Source organism: Brevundimonas sp. 374, assembly GCF_900102995.1.
In the GTDB taxonomy this organism is placed as follows: Bacteria; Pseudomonadota; Alphaproteobacteria; order Caulobacterales; family Caulobacteraceae; genus Brevundimonas; species Brevundimonas vesicularis_C.
This window is the reverse complement of record NZ_FNKT01000002.1, coordinates 35419-57800: the sequence shown is the minus strand read 5'-3', so window position 1 is coordinate 57800 and position 22382 is coordinate 35419. Positions and strand designations below refer to the sequence as shown.

Here is a 22382-nt window from a genome sequence, read left to right as displayed (position 1 = left end):
GTCTCACCAGTCCGGCTCGGGCGGGGCGCCGTCGAAGATCTCGGCCAGACGCGCGCGACAGCCCCGATTCACGTCGTCCGGGAGGGCGGGGGGCGAGAACCAGCCGATCTCGGCGATCTCGCCGTGGCTGGTGCGCTGGCCGACATCGAAGGCGTCGATGCGGAAGACGGCGACGTGATCGCCGGGAAAGAACCGCTCGTTGGAATGGATCGAGATCAGGCGCGGCGCCCCGCGCGCGACCAGACCGGCCTCTTCGCGCAGTTCGCGCACCACGGCGGCGTGCGTCGTCTCGCCCCGATCCACCCCGCCGCCCGGCAGCCACCAGCCCTTGAGATAGGTGTGCCGCACCATCAGCACCCGCCCCTGCGCATCCACCGCCACCGCCCGCACGCCCAGCGTCTTGCCCCGCGTCAGCCGCGACCAGGCGAAAAACAGTGGGCGGGTGAAAGGTTCGACGTGGATGCGCCAGGTCATGGGTGAGCCAACTCTAAGGAAACTTGGCGTGTTTGAGCACTAGCGTATCCATTTAGGGGCGCAAACTGCAGTGGAAAATCGATCTGTTATAACGTCGCAATCCAAAGTATGGCTTATACGTGGCAATATTGGCACGGCGTGACGCTGTTTTATGACGGTCGTGTAATAATCGTGGCGAATGCGGCGCGTCTGCTTAGGCTCCCTTTCACCACACCCGCCCTGGGTGTGCGCCGGGGGCCATCGGCATGGGGATGTCGATCGGTCGTCGGGCTCTTTTCAAGGAGGGGTTCGTTTTGAATAGTCGCAGTATCCGTCAACGCCTTTTGGCCAGCACCGTCGTAGGCGGCGCCTTGCTGGCCGCGATTCCCGTCATGTCGCTGGTCGCCCTTCCAAGCGTGGCGCACGCGCAGTCTCAGACGGGCGCGCTTCGCATTTCCATCCAGGCGGGTGGTCAGCCCGTGGCTGGCGCAACGGTGACCGTTAATTCTTCCGTCAGTTTGGTGACGCGAAGCGGAGTGACGGACTCTGCCGGTTTCGTGCGCCTTTCGGGCCTGGATCCTGCAATCAACTACTCCGTCAATGTCGTCGCGCCGGGCTATGATGCCTTCACTGCGAACAACGTCGCCGTTGTCAGCGGTCAAGAGCGCTCTCTCGGTTATGTCCTTAAAGGGGGCGACGTCTCGACCCTGGGCGATATCGTCGTGACCGGCACGTCGCTGGCCTCGGTGGACGTCACCTCTGCGACGGTTGGAACGACGTTGACCCTCGGCGTGGTCGAGTCGCTGCCGACGGGGCGCAGCTATCAAAGCTATCTGCAACTGGTTCCCGGCGTTAAGCCCTCAAGCGGCGGCAACCCGTCCTCGCGCTCCGGCATCAACTATTCGGACATCGGCGGTGCGACCGGCACTTCGACCGATAACGTCTACTATCTGGACGGCGTCGACGTGACCGACCCGTCGACCGGGACGTTCGGAACCAACTTCAACTCGGAAATCATTCAGGAACAACAGGTCATCGTCAGCGGCGTGCCCGCCGAATATGCTGGTGGGTCCGGTCTGATCTCGCGCGTCGTCACCAAGTCCGGCGGCAACGAGTTCCACGGTTCGCTAAACTACTACTTCCAGAACGATGGATTGGTGGCCAAGGACGAGCATACCACTTCGGGCGGTTTCTCTACCTATGACACAGCCGCGACCCTGGGCGGGCCGATCATCCGCGATCGTCTGTGGTTCTATGGTTCGTACCAGAAGAAGCACCGTGAAGATGAGGTTCTGGACGTCAACAGCGGCAATGTGCTGCGCACCGTCACCAATGACGGCGAATACACCTTCGGCAAGCTGACCTGGCAGATCACGGACGACGACCGTCTGACGGCCAGCTATTTCGATGATCCGACCAGCATCAGCGGCTCCAACTCGTCCGCCACCCTGAATAACCGGGATCGGGCACAGGAGCAGGGCGGCAAGAACTATAAGGTAGAATACGGCCGGACGTGGGGCGACCTACAACTGGGCGCCTACTGGTTCCGTCACGAAGGCGAGGTTACGACGACAGCAGCGGACCAGTCCGTCGCCGACACGGTCACCTTCCGGAACGCGGCCGGATCGACCTTGGCTCAGCGCCAGCTTGGCGGCGTGGGGCAGAACGTGGAGACGCATCGCAACCGCGACGAGTTCGGCCTGAACTTCGAATACTATCTCGACACCGCTTTTGGCAGCCACACCTTCAAAGGCGGCTATATCAACACCGAGAACGTGTATGAGGAAGACAGTACCGTCCCAGGCGGCGTGACCTATCAGTCGCTGGCCCCGATCTATTCTGGCACGACCTATCTCGATTACACGACAGCCAGCGGCGCGAACGCATGGACTGGTCGTGCGATCGTGCAGGCCGACAATGCGCGAGTTCTGGCCGCGATCCAAGGTAACGCCACGGCGCGTGCGGCGGTCGACACCAACCTGGACGGCACTGTCTCTCAGGCTGAGTTGAACGCCTATCGCTTCACCAACACGGCCGGCGCGCCCTACGGCAACGTCAACGTGTATCGCGCCCTGCGCACGATCAGCGCGCCTTACGAGGTCAAGAGCGAAGGCCAGAGCCTGTATCTGCAGGACACCTGGACTCTCAACCAACTGACCGTCAACGCTGGCGTGCGGGCCGAGAAGTGGGAGCATTTCGCCTCTGACGGCTCCAAGACGGCGACCTTCGATTGGGAATATGCGCCGCGTTTGAGCGTCGTCTATGACGTGCTCGGAGACGGTCGTTCGAAGGTGTTCGGTTTCGCGGGCCGCTATTACGACCCCATCCGCAACAACATGTCGGACTTCGCGGGCGCCCTGACCGGTCCGGTCGATGAAGAGCAAATCAACATCAACGGGACCTGGGTCACCTTCCGGACCCGCGGCGGCGCAACCACGCCGGACGCCTTGTTCTCGCCAGCGACCAAGACGCCTTACACCGATGAGTTCATGCTGGGCGCATCGACCACCTTGGGCTCGAGCGTTGGCCTGACCGCGACGGTCACGCGTCGTGAGACGCGCGACATTCTGGAAGACTTCGATCTGACGCTGTATTCCGACCCGACGCTGACGGCCGCCACGGCGCCCTTCGGTTACGCCTATCCGGGATCGTTCTACTATCTGCCGTATTCGTACTTCGGCTACGCATCCAAGCCGAACTCGAACTACGTCATCGGCACGCTGCCGGGCGGAGAGCGCAACTACACCGGCTTCGAAGTCACGGTCACCAAGTTCAAGACCGACAACTGGCAGGGGCAGGCGTCCTACACGTACAACAAGGCCGAAGGGAACTCGAACTCCGACTCCAACGCCGACTTCCAGGGCGACTGGATCGCGCTCGACCCCCGCGCGCCCAATATGTACGGACCGCAACCCGGCAACATCGAACACCAGTTCAAGGCGTATGCCTCGTACGACTTTAACTTCGGTCTTCAGGTGTCGGGCGTCTTCAACTGGAACAGCGGCGCGCTCTATACGCCGGCGCAGTTGATCAGCGGTCGCTATCTGCCGCTGATGGACAACGGCTCGACGTCGGGCGGTGTGCAGGACACCTTCGTGCTGCCGAACAACGTCGGTTCGGCGACGGGTCCGTCGTATTACACCTTCGATATGCGCTTCCGCTATCAGCGGCCGCTGCCGATCGGAAACGCCGAACTGTTCCTGGACATCTTCAATATCCTGGACAACCAGGCCGCCACCGCCGAGCAGAAGCTGGTCGCGGGCAGCGGTCAGTACGCCTTCGGTGAAGCCAATGCGTGGGTTCAACCGCGTCGTGCCTATCTGGGTGTTCGCTACACCTTCTGATGAAAATCAGGCTGGGCGTCGCGGCTTGCCGTCTGCGCCCGGCTTGTCTTCAAACCTCAGCTGCGGCGGCCGGAAAACTTCCGGCCGCCGTTTCTTTTGCGTTGCGCAGGGGGACGAAGACCGGGACCATCTGTCGTTCGGCTTGAACCCCGCCCCGTCCCGCTCTAAGCCAGGACCGACAACAGGAGCATTCCATGCTGGCTCTCGGCATCATCTTCGGCTTCATCGCCGTTCTGGCGGCGTTCAACGTGTTCGAGTTCGGTCGGGTTGACTGAGGCGGCTGCTCGCTCTGAGCGGGGCGTCGCCCTGGTCACGGGCGCGGCACGGCGGATCGGGCGGGCCATCTGTCTGAAGCTGGCCCAGGCCGGTTTCGACGTGGCGATCCATCATCATGCGTCGGGCGACGACGCCCGGACCCTGGCCGAAGAGATCGCCGGCTTGGGTCGGCGCGCGTGCCTGTTGCAAGCGGACCTGACGGACGAGGCCAGGGTGCGGGCGCTGATCCCCGCGGCGGTCGAGGCGCTGGGGCCGGTCAGCGTGCTGGTGAACAACGCCTCGGTGTTCGAGGACGACCGGATCGGCGGGCTGACGCGCGACAGCTGGGACCTGCATCTCGACACCAATCTGAGGGCGCCGATCGTGCTGGCCGAGGCGTTCGCGGCGCAAGCGGTCGAGGGGGCCGTCGTCAATCTGCTGGACCAGAAGGTGCTGAAGCCGGATCCGCGCTTCTTCTCCTACAGCCTGTCGCGCAACGGCCTGTGGTGGGCGACCCAGACCCTGGCCCAGGCGCTGGCGCCGGGCATCCGGGTCAACGGGGTGGGGCCGGGGCCGACCCTGCCGTCCATCCATCAGACTCCCGAAGAGTTCGCCGCCGAGGCGCGCGCCACCTTGCTGGAAACGCCCGGCAGCCCCGAAGCGGTGGCCGAGGCGGTGCTGTGGCTGATTGACGCCCGGATGGTCACGGGCCAGATGATCGCCGTCGACGGGGGCCAGCATCTGGCCTGGCGCACGCCCGACATCCAGGAGTAGCGCGTGGTTTCCTCTCCTCTGGCGACGCCGGCTCCGGCGGACGACCCGCTGCGTTTCGGGCCGCTGCGTTTCGAGCGGCTGAGCGTGTTCGTGCGCGGGCTGGAGGTCGAGGCCGGGATCGGGGTCTATGACCACGAGCAGGGGCGGCTGCAGCGGCTGGTGATCGATGTGACGCTGGAGCTGGAGCCGCGTCCGATCGAACGGCTGGGCGACACCATCAACTATGAGACCGTGGCCGACGCCGCGCGCGCCATCGCCGCCGAGGGGCATGTGGGGCTGGTGGAGACCTTCGCCGAACGGCTGGCGCGGGCGTGCCTGGAGGACAAGCGCGTGCAGCGGGCCACGGTGCGGATCGAAAAGCCGGGCGCCTTGGCGGCGGTGGCGGCGCCGGGCTGCGAGATCGTGCTGGGGCGGTAAGGGCGGTTGCTTCGCGCCGCGCCGACCGCCATTGTCGTCGGCAGATTCCAGCCGGGCGTCCGGCGTGACAGAAGCGTTGTTCATGGCCGAACCCGGCGATCCGAAAGACCCAGCAGCGCCCCGCGATCACGACCACGATCATGACGCCGAGGTCGGCTTCGTCTCGCCCGCGTCGCTGGCGGGCCGTGCGCGCGAGCGCCAGCCGGAGCCGTTTACCGCCGAGGAGCGCGAACCAGACCTGTTCGACCCGCCCGAGCCGGGGCCTTTCGACCGATCTGGTCCGACGACCCGGCCGACGGCGCCGTTTCCGCCCCGGTCCGAGCCGACGCCCGTTGATGCCGAGCCGGCGCCGGCCGTGCGCGCGGTCCGCCAGCGTCTGACGGCCGAGGCTGCGCCGCGCCGTGAAGGACCGGTCGTGCCGATGCGACTTTATGCGGTCTATGTGCTGATCCTGCTGGCCGTGCCGACGCTGGGCGTGTCGTGCCTGGTGGCGCTGCTGGCGGTGATGCGGCGCGACGGGGCGACGGATCCGCTGGAGCACAGCCACGCCGTCTATCAGCAGCGCACCATTCTGGGAGCCGTCGGGGCGGCGGTCGTCGGGGCCCTTTTGATCGTGGTCAATATCGGCGTGCTGGTGCTGTTCGCCCTGGCGATCTGGGTCCTGGCGCGCGGCGCGTTCGGGGTGCTGAAACTGAAGAGCGGGCAGGCCGTTCCCCACCCCCGCAGCCTGTTGTTCTGAAGGACCGCCGATGACGAACGAACCCAATTTCATCGCCGGGCAGCCGTCCGAGGGCAAGGTCGGGGCGCTGATCGCCTGGGCCCTGTTCATCCTGTCGATCCCCAGCGCAAACCTGCTGGTGCTGGTCGGGCTGGTCGTCGCCTATGTCACGCGAGGCACGGCGACGGGCGTGGCGCGCCAGCATATCGAGGCGCAAATCCGGCTGTTCTGGTCCGTGTTCTGGTGGACCATCGCGGCTTGGGTCGGGGTGTTCGTCAGCGCCCTGGCGTCGGTCGTGCTGATCGGCATTCCGTTCCTGCTGCTGTTCCTGCTGGTCTGGTTCCTGCTGAGCGTCTGGTTCACGGTCAAGAGCGTGATCGGCCTCCTGAACCTGTTGAACGACAAGCCGATCTAAGGGCCGATCTGAAGCTCGCGGAACGTCCCGGCGGCCTTGGCGGTTGATCCGCCAAAGGAGAACCCGATGGGACAGTTCAAGGACGTCGAAGGCGACAACCGGTTCGAACAGGCGTTCGACGACGACAAGGGCGCGGGTCTGGTCTGGGCCGACTATGCCGTAAAGGGCGATGCCCGCATCATCCTGCATGTCGAGGCCGAGCCGTCGCTGCGCGGATCGGGCGCAGCCGGGCGGTTCATGCAGTCGCTGGCCGATCATGCGCGCCAGACTGGACTGAAGCTGTTTCCCCGTTGCAGCTACGCCGTCGCCTGGCACAAGCGGCACCCAGATTACGACGATGTGCTGGCCTGAGAAAAAACCGCCGCCCCGCGATCGCAGGGCGGCGGTTTCGGTTCAACCGCCGACGTAGCCGCCGATGATCGGAAGGATCTCGCCGGTGATGAAGCTGGACATCTGCGGCGAGGCCAAGAAAACGTAGGCGGGCGCGATCTCTTCGGGTTGGGCCGGGCGTTTCATCACCGTGTCGGCGCCGAACTTCGAGGTCGCGTCCGCGTCCTTGTCGGCGGGGTTCAGCGGGGTCCAGACCGGGCCCGGCGCGACGACGTTCACGCGGATGCCGCGCGGCGCCAGATGCGTGCCCAGCGAACGGGCGTAGGCGTGGATGCCGCCCTTTGTCAGCGAATAGTCCAGCAGATCCTTGTTGCCCATCAGACCGGTGACCGAGCCGGTCATGACAATAGCGCCGCCGGCCTTCATGTGCGGGACCGCCGCCTTGGTCATGTTGAAATAGCCGTAGAGGTTGGTCTTCAGCGTGCGGTCGAAATGCTCGTAGGTCAGGTCCTCGAAGGCGGGGACGTGTTCCTGGAAGGCGGCGTTGGGCACCAGGACGTCCAGGCGGCCGAAGGCGTCGAGCGTGGCCTTGACCGCCATCTCGGCGAAAGCGGGGTCCGAAACATCGCCCTTCAGCACCACGGCGCGGCGACCCTCGGCCTCGACGGCGGCCTTGGTGGTTTCGGCGTCGGCGTCTTCGTCCAGATGGCAGATGACGACGTCGCAGCCCTCGCGCGCGAACAGGACGGCGACCGAGCGGCCGATGCCGGAATCGGCGCCGGTGATCAGGGCGGCGAACCCGTCCAGCTTGCCCGACCCCTTCCAGAAGGGCGCGTCGTAAAGGGGCGCGGGATCCAGCGCGGCCTCGTCGCCCGGCTTGGTCTGATGCTGTTTGGGGAAGGGCGGTTCGGGGTAGGGGCGGGCGCCGGCCTGCATCGCGCCGGAGGGTTTGTCATCGCCCGACGCCTTATCCCTGGCGTCGATGTCGCGCTGGATGGCGCGTTCCTGATCGGCGATGTCTTCGGCGCGCGTGTGGGTCCGGTCGTCCATGAATGTCGTCTCCTGAAGAGGGGGTCTTCAGGAAAGCGGACGGGCGGGCGTGTCGTTCCGAACGCCCAGCTTCGGTTTTCAGCCGACGCGGTGGACGATGGTCTTGATGGTCTCGGCCTTCGTCGGCAGATCGGCGGCGAGGCGCGAGGCGATCTCACGCGCGCCGACCGGATAGGCGTCGCCGCCGTCCGCTATGGCCTTGGCCTTGGCGGCCGCTTCGAGCAACAGCTTTTCCAGACCTTCGATCTCTTCCAAAGCCAGGGCGTGGGCTTCGAGCTGAAGGCGTTTAACGCGATCGGCGGTGGTTTCAGGCGCTTTCATCAGGTCGTAGATCTCGGCCTCGGCCGCGACGAGCCGCAGGTCAGGCTTGGCGTCGGAACCGGTGGATTTGGCCATGGAATCACGTCTCCCCGCAAAGGTCAGGGAGATAGAGTGCGGCCGATTGGCGTTTTCGTCGAGCGCCGCCGTAGCGGTTGTGGCGGCACTGTGGCCGCCACGCATCGGTGGATTACCGCTCGGGCGCGCGGGCCGGGACCATCGCAGGCGCAGCGACGGGGGCCAAGACGCCGCCGGCGACCGCACGCAGCGGCGAGCGCGGCGTGTGCAGGACGGCCGGGGAGACGCTGACGCCGTCCTGAACCGGGGTGACCAGATAGCCCTTGGCCGCCAGCTTGTCGCCCGAGCGGACGCGCGAGGTCCAGACGGTGATCGGCGCGGCCAGCAGCAGCGGCAGGACGATCGGAGCGAACCATGTGGCCAGGTCGGGACGGACGGCCAGCGGGATCAGGAAGCCGACGCCGGCGATCATCTGCCAGCGCATGGCGCGGAAGGCGTCCGACCAGGCCAGGCCGTCGGCCTCGCGCTGTTGCGTCGACCACCCGGTGTCGTGGCCCGAGACGATCTGGATGAAGGCCTTGGTGTTGGCGACCATCAGGATGGGGGCCAGGATGGCCGACAGGGCGATCTCGGCCGCCATGCCCTTGGCGATGGCGCGACGGCCGCCGAAGGCGCGCAGCTCGGCCGGACGGCTGAGGACCAGGGCGGCGCCCATGAACTTGGGCCCGATCAGCAGCATGCCGGACAGGAAGGAGGCCAGCATGAAGGGCGTGAACTGGGGGTTCAGGATGTAGAAGAAGCTGGTCCAGTCGACCGGATAGAACATCTGGATGAACAGGCCGACCATCAGCGAGGCCAGCCACAGGGGCGACGAGAGATAGGCCATGCAGCCCATCAGCAGCTGCAGGCGGCTCATCGGCGACAGGCCCTTGGCCGTGATCAGGCCCAGGTGCTGCAGATTGCCCTGGAACCAGCGGTGGTCGCGGCGGATGAAGTCGGTGATCGACGGCGGGGTCTCTTCCCACGATCCGTCCAGCGAGGCGGTGACGTGGACGGCCCAGCCGGCGCGGCGCATCAGGGCGGCCTCGACGACGTCATGGCTCATGATGTGACCGCCGAAGGGCTTGCGCCCCTTCAGGTGCGGCAGGCCGCAGCAGGCGGCGAAGGCGCGCGTGCGGATGATGGCGTTGTGGCCCCAGTAGCTGGATTCCGAACCGGTCCAGTAGGCCAGGCCGGCGGCGGCGACGCGGCCGTACAGGCGCACCGAATACTGCGACACGCGCGCGAAGATGGTGCGGGCCTTGATGATGACCGGGGCGGTCTGGATAAGGCCGACGCCGGGATTGCGTTCCATGGCGTCGACCATGCGCAGCAGGGTCTCGCCGGCCATGGTGCTGTCGGCGTCCAGGACGATCATGTTCTCATAGGCGCCGCCGAAACGACGGACCCATTCGGCCAGGTTGCCGGCCTTGCGTTCGGCGTTGTCGGTGCGGCGACGGTAGAAGGCCTTGGAGTTGGCGGCCGTGCGGAACGCCTGGAAGACCGAACGCTCTGCGGCGGCGGCGTCTTCCTTGGTCGAGTCGCTGAGCACGAAGATGTCGAAGGCCGATGAGGCGCCCAGACGCGCCAGGCAGGAATCGATCTGGGACAGGCGCGCGAAGGACGAACGGGCGTCCTCGTTGTACAGCGGCATCAGCAGGGCCGTGCGGGTGCGCGGCATCGGCGGATGCGGCGAGAAGGCGAGGTCCGCCTGATCCTTGCCGCGCAGCATGACGAACAGGCCCATCAGGCCGCTGACGAACCAGCAGGAGATGGCGGTGATCAGGACCATGAACAGGCTGAAGGCCAGGATCTCGGTGCCGTCCCAACCCTTGCGGGCATAGAGGTAGAAGGGGGTGATGGCGGAAAGGCCGGTCAGGACGATGGTGCCGGCCAACAGGGCCAGGCGGCGCGTCGCGACCGTGCGCGGCGAGGTCGCGGGCGTTACGTCGGCGACGGCGTCGGGCGCTGACAGGGACTGGACCGGCATGGCCAGTGGCGCCTCGTCGGGCAGCCACGACCAGCTAGGCGTTTGCGCGCCGTGGATCGTCGTCTCGATTTCAGCCTGTTCGACAGGCCGGATCGCCAGCTTGTTCATGCCGCTCTGGACGCCCCCGAGTGAACCGGATGTCGTCCCGAGGGCTGGGGACGACGCGGAGTGCTGCACTGCAACACGACCTGCATAATCGATCACATTCGCGCGATTTTCAATCACGCAATGTTGATGAAACCAAAAAATGTGAGGGTGAAGTCAGGTCGGAACCTCGAACGAGGCGGGAGCCGGGCGGCCGTGCGGCGACTCCGTGGCGACCGAAAGCAGTTTACGGTCCAGGACCCAGGCTGCAACCCCCACCCAGCAGACCAGGACGATGGCGTAGAGCCGCTCCCACCAGCCGACGTTGGCGTCATTGACCGTGCCGGGGAAGACGAGGTGCTTGGTCAGGACCGTCAGGATCGCCATGACGACGAAGGTGACGACGAGGAAGAGCTTCAGGCGCGGCAAGTCGCGGCGTTTGGCCAAGCCCCACAGCAGCAGCATCGGCGCCAGCTGGATGCCCAGGGCCAGATTGATGATCATGTGGCGCGGATCGGGCCAGGGCCACAGGGTCGAAGCCGACATGCCGCCGCCAGCCAGGATGAAGACGATGGCGATGACCCAGGCCGCGACCCGCGCGCCGGTCAGGGCGTAGATGGCCAGGCCGAAGCCGATCCCCGCCAGCCCGGCCATGACGCCGGCGACGAAGACCCCGCCGTTGAAGATGATCGGCGCCTTGGCCGTCGCCCCGCCCAGTTCGCTCAGATACTGGGTGGCATTGTTGAAGCCGGGGTAGGCCAGGATGGCCACGGCGACCACCGTCAGGGCCAGAAGCGGGGCTGCGACGCCCACGCCCAGCAGACGACGACGGCGGTGATAGCGAAGCTGCGGCTTCAGCAGGGCCTGAAGGTCCAACGGCCAGGGCCGGCCGTTCAGCGGCTTCAGCCCCCACAACGGGCGAATGGCCGGGATGCGACGCACGACCTCATAGATCGCCAGGCTGCCGACGAAGGTGACGGCGATCAGGGACAGCAGTTCGACCGGCGCGGGAAGGTTCGCCGGGCGGATGATCCAGACGGCCGCGACCAGCACCGTCTGGTGCGCCAGATAAAGGGGGAAGGTGGCCTGGGTCAGATAGTTGAGTGCAGGGCCGCCCCGGTCGCGCAGATGGCGATAGCCGAAGCCCAGGATGGCGACGATCACCGCCCATTGGTCGACGCCGTACACGGCGGCCTTGGGTACGCCCCAGAAGGCCCGCGCGCCGGGATGCCAGACCTGGACCATCATGATCGGCAGGGCGACGGCCGCCAGGGCCAGGGCGATCCAGCGATACCGCTCCATCGTGCGCCACAGGCTCTCGCGCCCCACGATGCTGAAGCCGAACAGGAAGGCGACCAGCGACAGGGCGTGGTTGTACCAGTCGTTGTGCAGGGTGTTGGTCAGGCCGAACCAGGGAAAGAGCAGCCACCGGATGGCGAACAGATAGAGGATCGGCAGGATCAGCAGACGCGGGCCGGTCAGCGCCTTTTCCAGCCCATTGCCCAGCCGGTCGATCAGGCCGGGCTGGCGCCACAGAACCACGGCGACCAGGCTGTAGACGGCGATATAGACGATGAACCACAGATGGTTGACCGGCACGCCGTCGGCGAGACCGCTCCAGCCGAACTCATGGCCCAGCCAGGCGACGAAGCCGGCGACGCCGCCGGGCCAGCCGCCCTTGTCCATCGACTCGATCCAGGACTGGATCGGCACCAGAACCAGAGCGCCGAAGATCAGGGGCGGGACCAGCCGCTCGAACCGGGCGCGAGCGACCTCGCGCGGGGTGCGCCGGAACGTCATGAACCGCAGGGCGGCGCCGGACACCAGAAACAGCAGGGTCAGCCGCCAGGGATTGGTGACCAGGATCGCCTCGCGCATCCACTCGAAGGTGTGGGCGCTGTGGATGTGCCAGTCATAGACCCCGTAGACCAGGCCCACATGATACAGGATCAGCAGGCCGAAGGCGCCGACCCGGATCCAGTCGAGATCGTAACGGCGCTGGGTCGGGGAAGCGGACGGGTTCACGGCCGCGTCTATGATCCGCGTCTGCGCATCAGGCAAGACGCCGGATGGACGCGGGGCGCCGCCAGCCCCGCATTCGATTGAACGGACTAGACCGTCTCCGTCAGGCCCAAGGCCTTCAGCGTCGCTGCGATCGAGGCGTCCTGTTCGGCGCGGTACAGGGCCATCTCGTCTTGGACGGGGCGACCCAGCGCCTGTTCGAAATCGGCCTTGGCGGGATCGACGGCATAGGCGGTTTCGCGGGCCTCCGAGCCCAGGTTGGACTGGAAGATGCCTGCGGCGCTGACCGGCAGGAAGTCTTCGTAGGTGATGGGCTCGGCGACCACGTGGCCCGCCGCGATCAGGGCGTCCAGATCGGCGGTTCCCGCCCGGCCGGTCAGCCCCTCAGGCGTCGCGCGATAACGGAACCAGGCGAGGTCTGCGCGGCGCAGGGCGTCCCAGTCGTCGGGCAGGGCGGAGAAATCCTTCTTCGCCAGGGCCTCGTCATACAGGGCGCGACCGGCGGGGGTCAGGGCGCAGCCGCGCTGTTCGATCTCGCCGAAGCGGGCGGTGTGGGCGCCCGCCGTGGGGCCGTCGGCGCCGGGGAAGGTGATCGCCTCTTGCAACGCCTTGAAGCTGGTCTGGCGCAGCAGGATCGGACAGGCGCGGGCGGGCGGACCCTCGATGGTTTCCTTAGGCGAAATGCCGCGTTCGGGCATCGCCGCCTGGGCCGCGTCGATATCCAGCGTGCGTGGCGTCAGGTGGTTGATGTGCGGCCCTTTGAAGCTGACCACATCGGCGATCAGTCGGTGGGCGGCGACCAGCCGTTCGTAGGTCTCGGCGCTGACGGTCGCCTGGGCGTGCCAGCGGAAGGTCTCCAGCAGTTCGGACACGAAACGATCGGCCTGAGCCTCGTCCAGACCGCCAGCGGCCTGCGCCGTCTCGATCAGCTCACGCGCACCGGGGGTGAAGATGTCGCGGCGGGCCAGGGTCTCGGCCGCCTCCGCACGCAAGGCTTCGTCCTCGATCAACTCCAGCCGCAGCAGCGAGGTGAAGACCCGGAACGGATTGCTCGCCAGGGCCGCCGGATCGACAGGGCGGAAGGCGGTCGAATGGACCGGCACTCCGGCGGGGGCCAGGTTGTAATAGCTGACCGGCTCCATCCCCATCACCGCAAAGGCGCGCGCGATCGTGGCCAGTTCATCGGCCGTGCCGACGCGGATGGCGCCGTGGCGTTCCTCTGACAGACGCGCCAGTTCGCCGGACGCCGCCAGCCGGTCTGCACCGCCGGCATCGGCTTTCAACGTCTGCGCATTGATGTCCGCCACCAGCGTCAGCAGGTCGCCGTATTGCGGCACCTCGGCCCGATACATGGCGGAAAGGGCGGCCGAAAACCGGCTGCGGATCTCGTCAGGATGGACGAAGGCGGACATAAGCGCTCCCATTTTTTCGCCGATCCATAGGCCGACTGGCCGCCGGTTGAAACCCGGCGGCCGTCGCAGGGGTCAGGCGTCGATGCCGACCCCGATGGGGCAGACCACCCCGGTCCCGCCGATGCCGCAGTATCCGGCCGGGTTCTTGGCCAGATAGCCCTGGTGATAACCCTCGGCGTAGAAATAGTCGCCCGCCGGCTCGATCTCGGTGGTGATCGTCCCGCGCCCGGCCTGGATCAGGGCGGCCTGATAGGCGTCGCGCGAGGCTTCCGCCTCCGCCTGCTGCTCGGCGTTCAGCGTGTAGATGGCCGAGCGATAGGTGGTGCCGATGTCGTTGCCCTGGCGCATGCCTTGGGTCGGGTCGTGGTTCTCCCAGAAGGTCTTCAGCAGTTCGGCGTAGGTGATGACGCTCGGGTCGAACACGACCTTGACCACCTCGGTATGACCTGTGCGACCGGTACAGGTTTCCTCATAGGTCGGGTTGGGCGTGATGCCGCCGGAATAGCCGGCCGAGGTCACCCACACGCCCGGCAACTGCCAGAAGATGCGCTCGACACCCCAGAAACAACCCATGCCGAAGATGGCGGTCTGGAAACCGTCGGGATAGGGCCCTTTCAGCGGATGGCCGCTGACATAGTGGTTCACATCGGTGTCCAGCGGTTCGGCGCGGCCGGGCAGGGCGGTCTCGGGCGTGGGCATTTCGGCGGTCTTCTTGAACAGCATTTGCGGCTCCCTCATCGGAAAATGGCGTTGAAGTCCATATGGGGATGCGAGAGGCGCTTGCCGAGGGGGCGAGGGTGTTCTATCAGGCCCGCCTCCCGCCGGATCGACCTCCGGCGGCGCGCAAGACGCAGCGTGAAACGGACAGGTGGCGGAGTGGTCGATCGCGCACGCTTGGAAAGCGTGTGTAGGTGAAAGCCTACCGAGGGTTCGAATCCCTCTCTGTCCGCCACGCTGTTACAAGCTCTTGATCTTGAAGAGTTTGTTGCGAAATCAGTCACTTAAAATGGTCATGGGCCGAATGTCTGCTACACTCGATACGGAGAAAGCAGACGTGTTGACGGGGCTTATCAGACGCGAGGGCGGGCGGTATTCGACCCGCCGCATCATCCCCTTGGAACTTCGCCCCGCCTACGGCGGCAAGCGTGAAATCGTCAGGGCGTTGGGGACGGCGGACCCTGCTGAGGCGAAGCGATTACACGCCGCTTTGTGGGCTGCTCAGGACCGGGAGTTTGCTGAGGCGCGGGCCGCTATGGCTGCAGCCAAGAAGGCCCCAGCTGTCGAAACCAAGGAGACCGCCAAGCCCATAGACATAGATGCCTATGCGGCGCGGGCGCTCGTCGGCCTGCGGAAGAAGCGGGCGGAATACCTCGCGGCCGGGCGGTTGGAGGCCTTCAACCTCGAAGCCCGCGAAGGGCTGGAAACCTATCAGGCTATCCTCGGCGGCGGCGATGACCTTGGGCTTTCATTGCCTGAGGCTGAGGGGATGCGGGTGGCGACGCTGGCGATCCTTACAGGCGAAGGTGCGGCGGCCCTTGCTGCGGCTCCTGCCGTCAAGCCCACAGTATCCGGCGGCCCCCGCGTCCCGCTCGTTGATGTGCTGGACAAATGGAACGCCGAGGGGACGCCGAAGCCAAGAACGGTGCGGGACCTGACGCGGACGGTTAAGCGGTTCGAGGCCGTCGTGGGCAAGATCGCAGTCCAAAACGTGACCAAGCAGCACGTCATCGCGTTCAAAGACGCGCTGTTGTCCGAGGGTAAAACGCCGGGAAATATCAACGTCATCATCCCCTTCTTGGGGACGCTGTATAATTAAGCTGTGGACAATGACCTGATCCCTACGAACCCCGCTAAGGGGATCAAGGTTGCCGACAAGAGAAGGGCCAAAGATAAGCGGCGCGAATTCAACAAGGAAGAACTCAAGGCCCTATTCAGCGGCCCAGTTCACACAGATGAAGCCCGCCCGGTCGGAGGCGGTGGCGAAGCCGCCTATTGGCTCCCCCTATTGGCGCTTTACACAGGCGCTCGCCAAACAGAGTTAGGTCAATTTTGGACCGACGATGTATATGAAGAAAGCTACCTAGACGAAGAAGACAACGAGCATTCAGCTTGGGTTATGCGGTTCGTGGATAACGAAGAACGGGGCCAAAATGTAAAGACTGATGGAAGCGAGCGCCGTGTCCCATTTTTTGTGTTTTGGCCAAGTGGTGCGCCGCCGTCGCACTGCGCTGGGACTCAGCCAAGAGGAGTTGGCCGACCGAGGGGGGCTGCATCGGAACTACATCGAACGCGGGGAGCGAAACGTTGGGATCAAGGCGGTGTTTGCGTTGGCCGCCGGCCTGCAATGTTCAGCAGCCGACCTTTTTCCATGAGTGGGGCTATAGCCATATTTCGCTCACGCGACGACAGTCGTGTGCCAGTGCGGATAATGTCGCCGAACTAAGATTAGAGTCTCTTCCTGACTCATGGCGGAAGTTCGCAATGTCCGCTCTAAGAATGTCCGCTCTAAGAATGTACACTGCACAATCGCTCAGCCTGAGTTCGGCTGAGTCTTCTCTCGGTCAGCCACACCGCACGGAGCATATAGGCACCCGCGTGCACATACCATGATCGTGAGGGTGAGGGTCGGGCGGATTTCTGGGACAGGAGTACAACTGGGCGGCCAGCGCCGCACGCCGCACCGGCATGCCGTGCGTGGCTTTGGTTTCGCCGCAGTCGCCAATGCTGTCAGCGCCATCCTCACCACGTCAGGCACTGCGCATATTTATCTCTTCAGCGTGCACCATCTGCCGAATGCCGCGTTTTGACGGAAACGCCGCCGCCGCGCATCGTGACCCATGGGGGAACTGAAATTGGCTCAAGGCGGTGGAAAATCGGAACGAGAGCGCGTTCGCTGGTTGGGGCATGAAATCTTGCCCCACGAGCAGGATGTTCGCGCTTGGCTTCGGCGATCGCTTGTGACCTCCAACGATGTCGATGATGTCATTCAGGAATCGTATTGCCGATTGGCCAACCTGAAGGCGGTGGAGCAGATCGAGAGCCCTCGCGCCTATTTCTTCCAGACCGCGCGGTCCGTCGTGCTTGAGCAGATGCGCCGCGCCCGGATTGTCCGGATCGACGCCGTGACGGAAATCGACGCCCTGCGCATCGAGTGGGACGAACCGTCGCCAGAGCGTATCGCCGGGGGACGCAAGGAACTCGAACGCGTAATGAAGATCGTCGCCACATTGCCCGAACGCAGCCGACGCATCTTCGAGATGCGCCGCGTGATGGGGTTGTCGCAAAAGGAGATCGCGCGCCAGCTGAGCGTGTCGGAGAACGTGGTCGAAAACGAAGCGGCGCGCGGGTTGAAAGCCGTCCTCGCAGGCTTGGCCAAGGCTGACGCCAATCTCGCCCCATCATCGACCGAGGGGCGGCGCGCATGAGCCGTGAAGCCTCCACAGAGATCGACGCGGCGGCGGCCAAATGGGCCGCTCGACTGGACGCAAACGTGATGAGCGCGTCCGACCAGGCGGCCTTGGACGACTGGCTGGCTGGTGACAGCCGTCGTGAGGGCGCTTTGTGGCGGGCGCGGGCGGTCATGGCCTTGATGGTCGAGCCCATGCCTCTGACCCAAACGCACCGGGCGCCGGCGAGGCCCGACCGCCGCGTGCTTCTCGGGGGGATGGGATTGGCGGCCGCTGTCGCGGCCGGGGTCGTTCTGACGCCGATCTTGTCGCGTCAGCGCTACCGGACCTTGGTGGGCGAGATTCGCCGCGTGCCCTTGGCCGACGGGTCGATGGCGGCGATAAACACCGACACGACATTGGACATCCGCTTTCAGAAGGCCGAACGCGCCGTGATCCTTGATCAGGGAGAGGCGTGGTTTCAGGTCGCAAAAGATCGAGCGCGGCCTTTCGTCGTGGCGGCGGGCGATGTCCGCGTCCAAGCGGTCGGCACTGCCTTCTCAGTTCGCCGCAAGTCCGGCGGGGCCGAAGTTCGCGTGACGGAAGGCGTCGTGGAGGTCTGGAGCGACAAGGGCGCTGGAAAAATGCGCCGCCGCGTCGCCGCCGGTGAACAGGTGTTCGTCAGCGACCAGGCCGGCGCGTCCAGCCCGGTGAAGCGTCCGCTGGAAATGGACCGAGCGCTGTCTTGGCGAGAAGGGCAGATTGTTCTGGATGGCGACACGATCGGCGCGGCGGCAGCTGAGTTCAACCGCTACAACAACCGCAAGATTGTGATCGTCGATCCGGATCTGGAAGGCCGTACCGTGGTCGGATGGTTCCGCACCAACGAACCGGAAAGCTTCGCCCAGGCTGTGGGCGTCGCCCATGACGCGAGCGTGAAGGTGGGCGCAGATGTCATCATGCTGGGTGGCGCCGGATAAATCTTTTTCGTCCGGCGACGGAAAGTCGATCGTCGAACATCGAGACTCTAGGAACCCTCGAAGAAGGGTCCGGGAACCAGGAAACAGAAAAAGGGAGGGCCGACGCATGGCCATGTCGCGAAACCAAGGCGCGAAGGCGTCGCTGATGATCGCCGTCAGCATGATGGCGCTGGCCGGCGCCGGCGCCGTTCAGGCTCAGGCCAGACAGTTCAATATCCCGGCGCAGCCTGCCTCGACCGGCGTGCCCGCCTTCGCACGCCAAGCGGATCTTCAAATCCTGGCGTCGACCGACGCGGTCGCAGGACAACGGACCGCCGCTGTGCAAGGCGTCTATTCGGTTGATCAGGGGCTGGGCCGGCTCCTGCAGGGCAGCAACCTGGTGGTGGCGTCCAACAACGGCCGGACGGCAGTGCTCGCCGGCGCGAGCGTCGCGCCCCAGACCGTCGCTCAGGGAAGCGAGGTCGAAGACCAGGCGGACGAAGTTGAAACTATCGTGGTAACCGGTTTCCGTGCGTCACTGGGCAGCGCGCTGACGGCCAAGCGACGAGCCAATGGCGTCGTCGATGTGATCAAGGCCGAGGATATGGCCGATTTTCCGGACGCCAACCTTGCGGAGTCCATTCAACGGGTGCCTGGCGTCTCCATCGCACGCGACGCTGGCGAAGGCCGTCAGATCACGGTGCGAGGGCTGGGGCCGCAATTCACGCGCGTGCGCATCAACGGCGTCGAGGGACAGAGCACCGCGTCGGGCACGGACAGCTCAGGCGGCGCCAACCGCAACCGAGCCTTCGACTTCAACGTCTTCGCGTCCGAGCTTTTCAACAGCATCACGGTCCGCAAGACCGCCTCGGCCGAAACGGAAGAGGGGTCGTTGGGCGCTACCGTCGATCTGCAGACCGGTCGTCCGTTCGACTACGCCGGCGCCAACCTCGTTGTGTCGGGCCAATACGGCTACAATGATCTGTCCCGGGAATGGGACCCGCGATTTGCGGCCCTCGCCAGCAATACCTGGATGGATGGGCGTCTCGGAGCCCTCGTCTCGGTGGCCTATACCAAGCGTCGGCTTTTGGAGGAAGGACATGGTTCCGGCGGCTGGCTCAACGGGACCGAGGCTGGCGGCTATAACCCCGCATCACCCTTTGCCGATGCGAGGCGAGCCGATGTCTATACGCCTCGTTTTCCGCGCTACGGACGCCTGACACACGATCAGGAGCGCTTAGGCCTGACGGGATCCGTGCAGTTCCGCCCGCAGGAACAGACGTTGATCAATCTCGATCTGCTCTACTCTGACTTCAAAGCCACGCGTCAGGAAAACTGGCTGGAAGCCCTGTCCTTCGCCCGCAACGCGTCGCAGGGCGGCCGACCAGAAATCATCGTGCGCGACGGCGTCATCGATGCCAACGGCGACATGGTCTACGGCTTGTTCGATGACGTCGATGTGGAGACGGAAACTCGCTACGACGAACTCGACACCAAATATACGCAAGGGACACTGAGCCTCGAGCACGCGTTCAGCGACCGATTCAGGATCAAGGGCCTGGTGGGCTATTCCACGTCTGATTTTGACAATCCGATCCAGACGACGGTCATTCTGAACCGTGAAAATTCGGACAACTACTCATACGACTATCGCGAAAACCGCAACGCGCCATTGATCCGGTTCGGCTATGACGTGACCGACCCGCTGGCCTACAACTTCGGGGCGGCGCGCTCGGAAATCCGCCTGCGCCCGCAGGGCGTCACCAACACGATCAAGACTGCGCAACTTGACGGCGGCTACGATCTGACGCCGTCGCTGACGCTTAAGGCCGGGGTGAACTACAAAGAATATGAGTTCGACTCCTGGGCTCTGGCGCGGGTCAACGAGGGCGTGGTGCCGCAACTGCCTGCTGGCGTGACCCTGGCCAGCCTGACCGAGTTGGTCAGCGGGTTTGGTCGCAATCTTGGCGCACCGAACGGCACCGTCACCAACTGGATCGCGCCGAACCTCAACGCCTTTGCCGACCTGTTTAACATTTACAGCGGCACGGGACTGTTCGAACTCAGCGGCGCCTCCAACGCCAATGCCCGTGGCAACATCCGCAATGTGACCGAGAAGGACTCGGCCGCCTATCTGCAGCTCGACTTTGACACCGAACTTGGAGGCGTTCCGGTACGCGGCGACATCGGTGTGCGCTACGTCAAGACGAAACAGAGCTCGACCGGCTATCAACTGGTCGCGGGCGCCGCGCAGCAGACGACAGTCGATCGCGACTATGACGACGTTTTGCCGGCGCTGAATCTGACGGCCGAAGTCAGGCCGGACTTCCTGGTGCGGTTCGGCGCCGCCAAGGTCATGACCCGTCCAAACCTGGGCAGTGTGACGCCGGGCGGCAGCCTCAGCACGGTCGGCGTGTTCAGCGTCAGCTCGGGCAATCCGTATTTGGATCCCATCCGCGCCACGACCTACGATTTGTCGGCGGAATGGTATTTCGCGCCTGACGCCCTGCTGTCAGTCGGCCTGTTCTACAAGGACATCGAAAGCTACATTCAAACCTCTCGAACCTCCCAGCCTTTCAATCAATCCGGCTTGCCGCTGGAGTTGCTGAACGGCCTGGGTGTTTCGCCCAGCGACGTCTTCCTGTTCAGCCAGCCCGTGAACACCGAAGGCGGCCCGCTGAAGGGGGTCGAGGTTAGCTATCAGCAGCCCTTCACCTTCCTGCCGGGACCGTTCGACAATCTCGGCGCCATCTTCAACGTCACGCTGGTGGACTCCAAGATCAGCTATATTTCCTCGCGATCGCCGACGGGCTTCGTTGAAAATGATCTGCTCGGCCTTTCGAAGACCGCCTACAACGCCACCCTCTATTACGAAGACGATCGGTTCAGCGCCCGCGTCTCGGCCGCCTATCGCGATCGCTATCTGACCGCGGTCCCTAGCGGCACCAGCACCAATGACATCGATGGCGTGCGTGACATCGTGACGGTGGACGCCTCGGCCTCCTATGCTTTGACGGACCGCATCAAGCTGACGTTCGAAGGCTTGAACCTGACCGACGCCTTCAATGAGCAGTACACAGACAGTCGCCGCGACAGTATCTACGTCTATTCGCACACCGGAAGGCAGTACAACTTCGGCGTCCGCTACACCTTCTAAGACACTCCCAACTCCTCCGGGAGACTGGGCGCTGGCCGACCTGTCGGCCGGCGCCTTCTTTTTCATTAGGGGCTCTCATGCGTCTGTCATTCTCGCGCCGTCAGGCGCTTGTCGCCGCAGCAGCTTTGCCGATGATGGCGCCGCCGTCTTCCTGGGCCGCTGTGGCGCCCTACGATGCTGTGCTGGGGACAAGCGACTCCGGTCGTCGGGTCGGCGCGCCTTCCTATCCCACCCTTTCCGCCGCCATCGCCGCCGCACCGGCGGACGGGCGAAAGCCGTTCCGCATCCTGATCACGCGCGGCATCTGGACCGAGCAAGTTGTGGTCGATAAGCCCTTCGTTCATCTGATCGGCGAGGATCGGTCAGGCTCGGTGATCAATCACCTGGCGGCATCGGGATTGGCGGCGCCGGATGGGCGGATGTGGGGCACGTTCCGCACCCCGACCCTGTTCGTTCGCGCGCCCGATTTTCGCGCCGAGAACCTGACGATCAATAATGCCTTCGACGGTCTGGCGGAAATGACCAAGCCGAACGGCCTGCACTCTCACAATGGCGCAGGGCCCCAGGCCGTGGCTCTGATGATGGACAAGGGGTCAGACCGCGCGGTCGTCCGCAACTGCGATATTCTCAGCTATCAGGACACCTTGTTCCCCGACGCGGGCGCGACCCTGTTTGAAAACTGCCTCATCACTGGCAGCTATGACTTCATCTTCGGTGGTGGGCGTGTTTGGTTCGAACGTTGCGAAATCCGATCGCGACTGCGTCCCGCCGATCCGGTCGAAGGCTATATCGTCGCCCCAAGCACGCCGATCGAGCAGGACTACGGCTTTGTCTTCCACGATTGCCGTCTGACGAGGGACGCCGGTGTTATGCGGGGTTCCGTCTTCTTGGGGCGCCCCTGGCGACCGTCCAGCACCTTCCCTGATGGTCGGTACGGCGATCCGAAGTTTGTCGGCGCAGCGACCTTCCTAGACTGCTGGATGGACGATCATATCGCGCCGGCGGGCTGGACCGAGATGTGGTACACCGGCCGCGACGGCAATCCCCGCACAATGCTCCAGCCCGAGGACGCCCGCTTCGCCAGTTTCGGATCGCGCGGTCCCGGTCGCGCGGACTTTTCGCGTGGGAAGCGCCTGACGATCGAGCAGGCGAGGCGGATCGATATAGCTGCCGTCATAGGACGACGCTAGCCGCTATGCAGCGTGCTTAATTTTCCGAACCGGCATCCAGGCGAACTGGAC

Annotated in this window: 19 protein-coding genes and 1 tRNA gene; 13 read left to right on the top strand and 7 right to left on the bottom strand. The window is 64.8% G+C overall.

What is annotated here, in order from left to right:
• Positions 1-3: 3 nt before the first annotated feature.
• Positions 4-474 (bottom strand): NUDIX domain-containing protein, encoded by a 471-nt coding sequence (locus BLR19_RS07685; RefSeq protein ID WP_091749340.1) that lies wholly within the window; start codon positions 472-474, stop codon positions 4-6.
• Between the two features lie 245 nt (positions 475-719).
• On the opposite strand from BLR19_RS07685, the gene BLR19_RS07680 reads away from it, so the two are divergent.
• The 6 genes from BLR19_RS07680 (at position 720) to BLR19_RS07655 (ending at position 6727) form a co-directional block, all read left to right on the top strand.
• Complete coding sequence (locus tag BLR19_RS07680; RefSeq protein WP_367118050.1) at positions 720-3797, top strand: TonB-dependent receptor; 3078 nt, start codon at positions 720-722, stop codon at positions 3795-3797.
• A gap of 267 nt (positions 3798-4064) precedes the next feature.
• Positions 4065-4826 carry an SDR family oxidoreductase gene (locus BLR19_RS07675; RefSeq protein ID WP_091749337.1) on the top strand — a complete coding sequence of 254 codons (762 nt, stop codon included), beginning with the start codon at positions 4065-4067 and terminating at the stop codon, positions 4824-4826.
• 3 nt (positions 4827-4829) lie between these two features.
• Entirely contained in the window at positions 4830-5243 is a 414-nt protein-coding gene (gene folB, locus BLR19_RS07670; RefSeq protein ID WP_176758305.1) for a dihydroneopterin aldolase, read from the top strand.
• An 82-nt stretch (positions 5244-5325) separates the two neighbouring features.
• On the top strand, positions 5326-5982 hold the full coding sequence (locus tag BLR19_RS07665; RefSeq protein WP_218119371.1) for a hypothetical protein: 657 nt from the start codon (positions 5326-5328) through the stop codon (positions 5980-5982).
• Positions 5983-5992: 10 nt separating this feature from the next.
• Complete coding sequence (locus tag BLR19_RS07660; RefSeq protein WP_091749331.1) at positions 5993-6376, top strand: hypothetical protein; 384 nt, start codon at positions 5993-5995, stop codon at positions 6374-6376.
• A 66-nt stretch (positions 6377-6442) separates the two neighbouring features.
• Positions 6443-6727, top strand: coding sequence for a GNAT family N-acetyltransferase (locus BLR19_RS07655; RefSeq protein ID WP_052689639.1), 285 nt, complete (start codon positions 6443-6445; stop codon positions 6725-6727).
• A gap of 42 nt (positions 6728-6769) precedes the next feature.
• On the opposite strand, the gene BLR19_RS07650 is transcribed toward BLR19_RS07655, so the two are convergent.
• The 6 genes from BLR19_RS07650 to msrA all read right to left on the bottom strand — a co-directional run bounded on the left by BLR19_RS07650 (position 6770) and on the right by msrA (position 14362).
• Entirely contained in the window at positions 6770-7756 is a 987-nt protein-coding gene (locus tag BLR19_RS07650) for an SDR family oxidoreductase (RefSeq protein WP_091749328.1), read from the bottom strand.
• Between the two features lie 78 nt (positions 7757-7834).
• The gene (locus tag BLR19_RS07645) at positions 7835-8152 is read right to left on the bottom strand and encodes a hypothetical protein (RefSeq protein ID WP_039248149.1); all 318 of its coding nucleotides are present in this window, start codon (positions 8150-8152) and stop codon (positions 7835-7837) included.
• A gap of 112 nt (positions 8153-8264) precedes the next feature.
• Positions 8265-10229 carry a glucans biosynthesis glucosyltransferase MdoH gene (gene mdoH, locus BLR19_RS07640; RefSeq protein WP_091749325.1) on the bottom strand — a complete coding sequence of 655 codons (1965 nt, stop codon included), beginning with the start codon at positions 10227-10229 and terminating at the stop codon, positions 8265-8267.
• Between the two features lie 153 nt (positions 10230-10382).
• On the bottom strand, positions 10383-12230 hold the full coding sequence (locus BLR19_RS07635) for an acyltransferase family protein (RefSeq protein ID WP_255366517.1): 1848 nt from the start codon (positions 12228-12230) through the stop codon (positions 10383-10385).
• 86 nt (positions 12231-12316) lie between these two features.
• Positions 12317-13639 carry a VOC family protein gene (locus BLR19_RS07630; protein WP_091749319.1) on the bottom strand — a complete coding sequence of 441 codons (1323 nt, stop codon included), beginning with the start codon at positions 13637-13639 and terminating at the stop codon, positions 12317-12319.
• A 72-nt stretch (positions 13640-13711) separates the two neighbouring features.
• Positions 13712-14362, bottom strand: a complete 651-nt coding sequence (gene msrA, locus BLR19_RS07625; protein WP_091749316.1) for a peptide-methionine (S)-S-oxide reductase MsrA — start codon at positions 14360-14362, stop codon at positions 13712-13714.
• Positions 14363-14501: 139 nt separating this feature from the next.
• Between msrA and BLR19_RS07620 the strand changes: the two genes are divergently transcribed.
• The 7 genes from BLR19_RS07620 to BLR19_RS07590 all read left to right on the top strand — a co-directional run bounded on the left by BLR19_RS07620 (position 14502) and on the right by BLR19_RS07590 (position 22331).
• Positions 14502-14591 (top strand) — tRNA-Ser (locus BLR19_RS07620).
• A 69-nt stretch (positions 14592-14660) separates the two neighbouring features.
• Positions 14661-15455, top strand: coding sequence for a DUF6538 domain-containing protein (locus BLR19_RS07615; RefSeq protein ID WP_143007348.1), 795 nt, complete (start codon positions 14661-14663; stop codon positions 15453-15455).
• A gap of 346 nt (positions 15456-15801) precedes the next feature.
• Positions 15802-16011: a helix-turn-helix domain-containing protein gene (locus tag BLR19_RS07610; RefSeq protein ID WP_091749310.1), complete on the top strand. Its 210-nt coding sequence runs from the start codon at positions 15802-15804 to the stop codon at positions 16009-16011.
• Between the two features lie 465 nt (positions 16012-16476).
• The gene (locus BLR19_RS07605; RefSeq protein ID WP_091749307.1) at positions 16477-17064 is read left to right on the top strand and encodes an RNA polymerase sigma factor; all 588 of its coding nucleotides are present in this window, start codon (positions 16477-16479) and stop codon (positions 17062-17064) included.
• Positions 17061-18005, top strand: a complete 945-nt coding sequence (locus BLR19_RS07600) for a FecR family protein (protein WP_091749305.1) — start codon at positions 17061-17063, stop codon at positions 18003-18005. The genes BLR19_RS07605 and BLR19_RS07600 overlap by 4 nt, the downstream gene beginning before the upstream one ends.
• The gene (locus BLR19_RS07595; RefSeq protein ID WP_255366515.1) at positions 17992-21141 is read left to right on the top strand and encodes a TonB-dependent receptor; all 3150 of its coding nucleotides are present in this window, start codon (positions 17992-17994) and stop codon (positions 21139-21141) included. The genes BLR19_RS07600 and BLR19_RS07595 overlap by 14 nt, the downstream gene beginning before the upstream one ends.
• A gap of 77 nt (positions 21142-21218) precedes the next feature.
• Positions 21219-22331, top strand: a complete 1113-nt coding sequence (locus tag BLR19_RS07590; RefSeq protein WP_091749299.1) for a pectinesterase family protein — start codon at positions 21219-21221, stop codon at positions 22329-22331.
• The last annotated feature ends 51 nt before the right edge of the window (positions 22332-22382 follow it).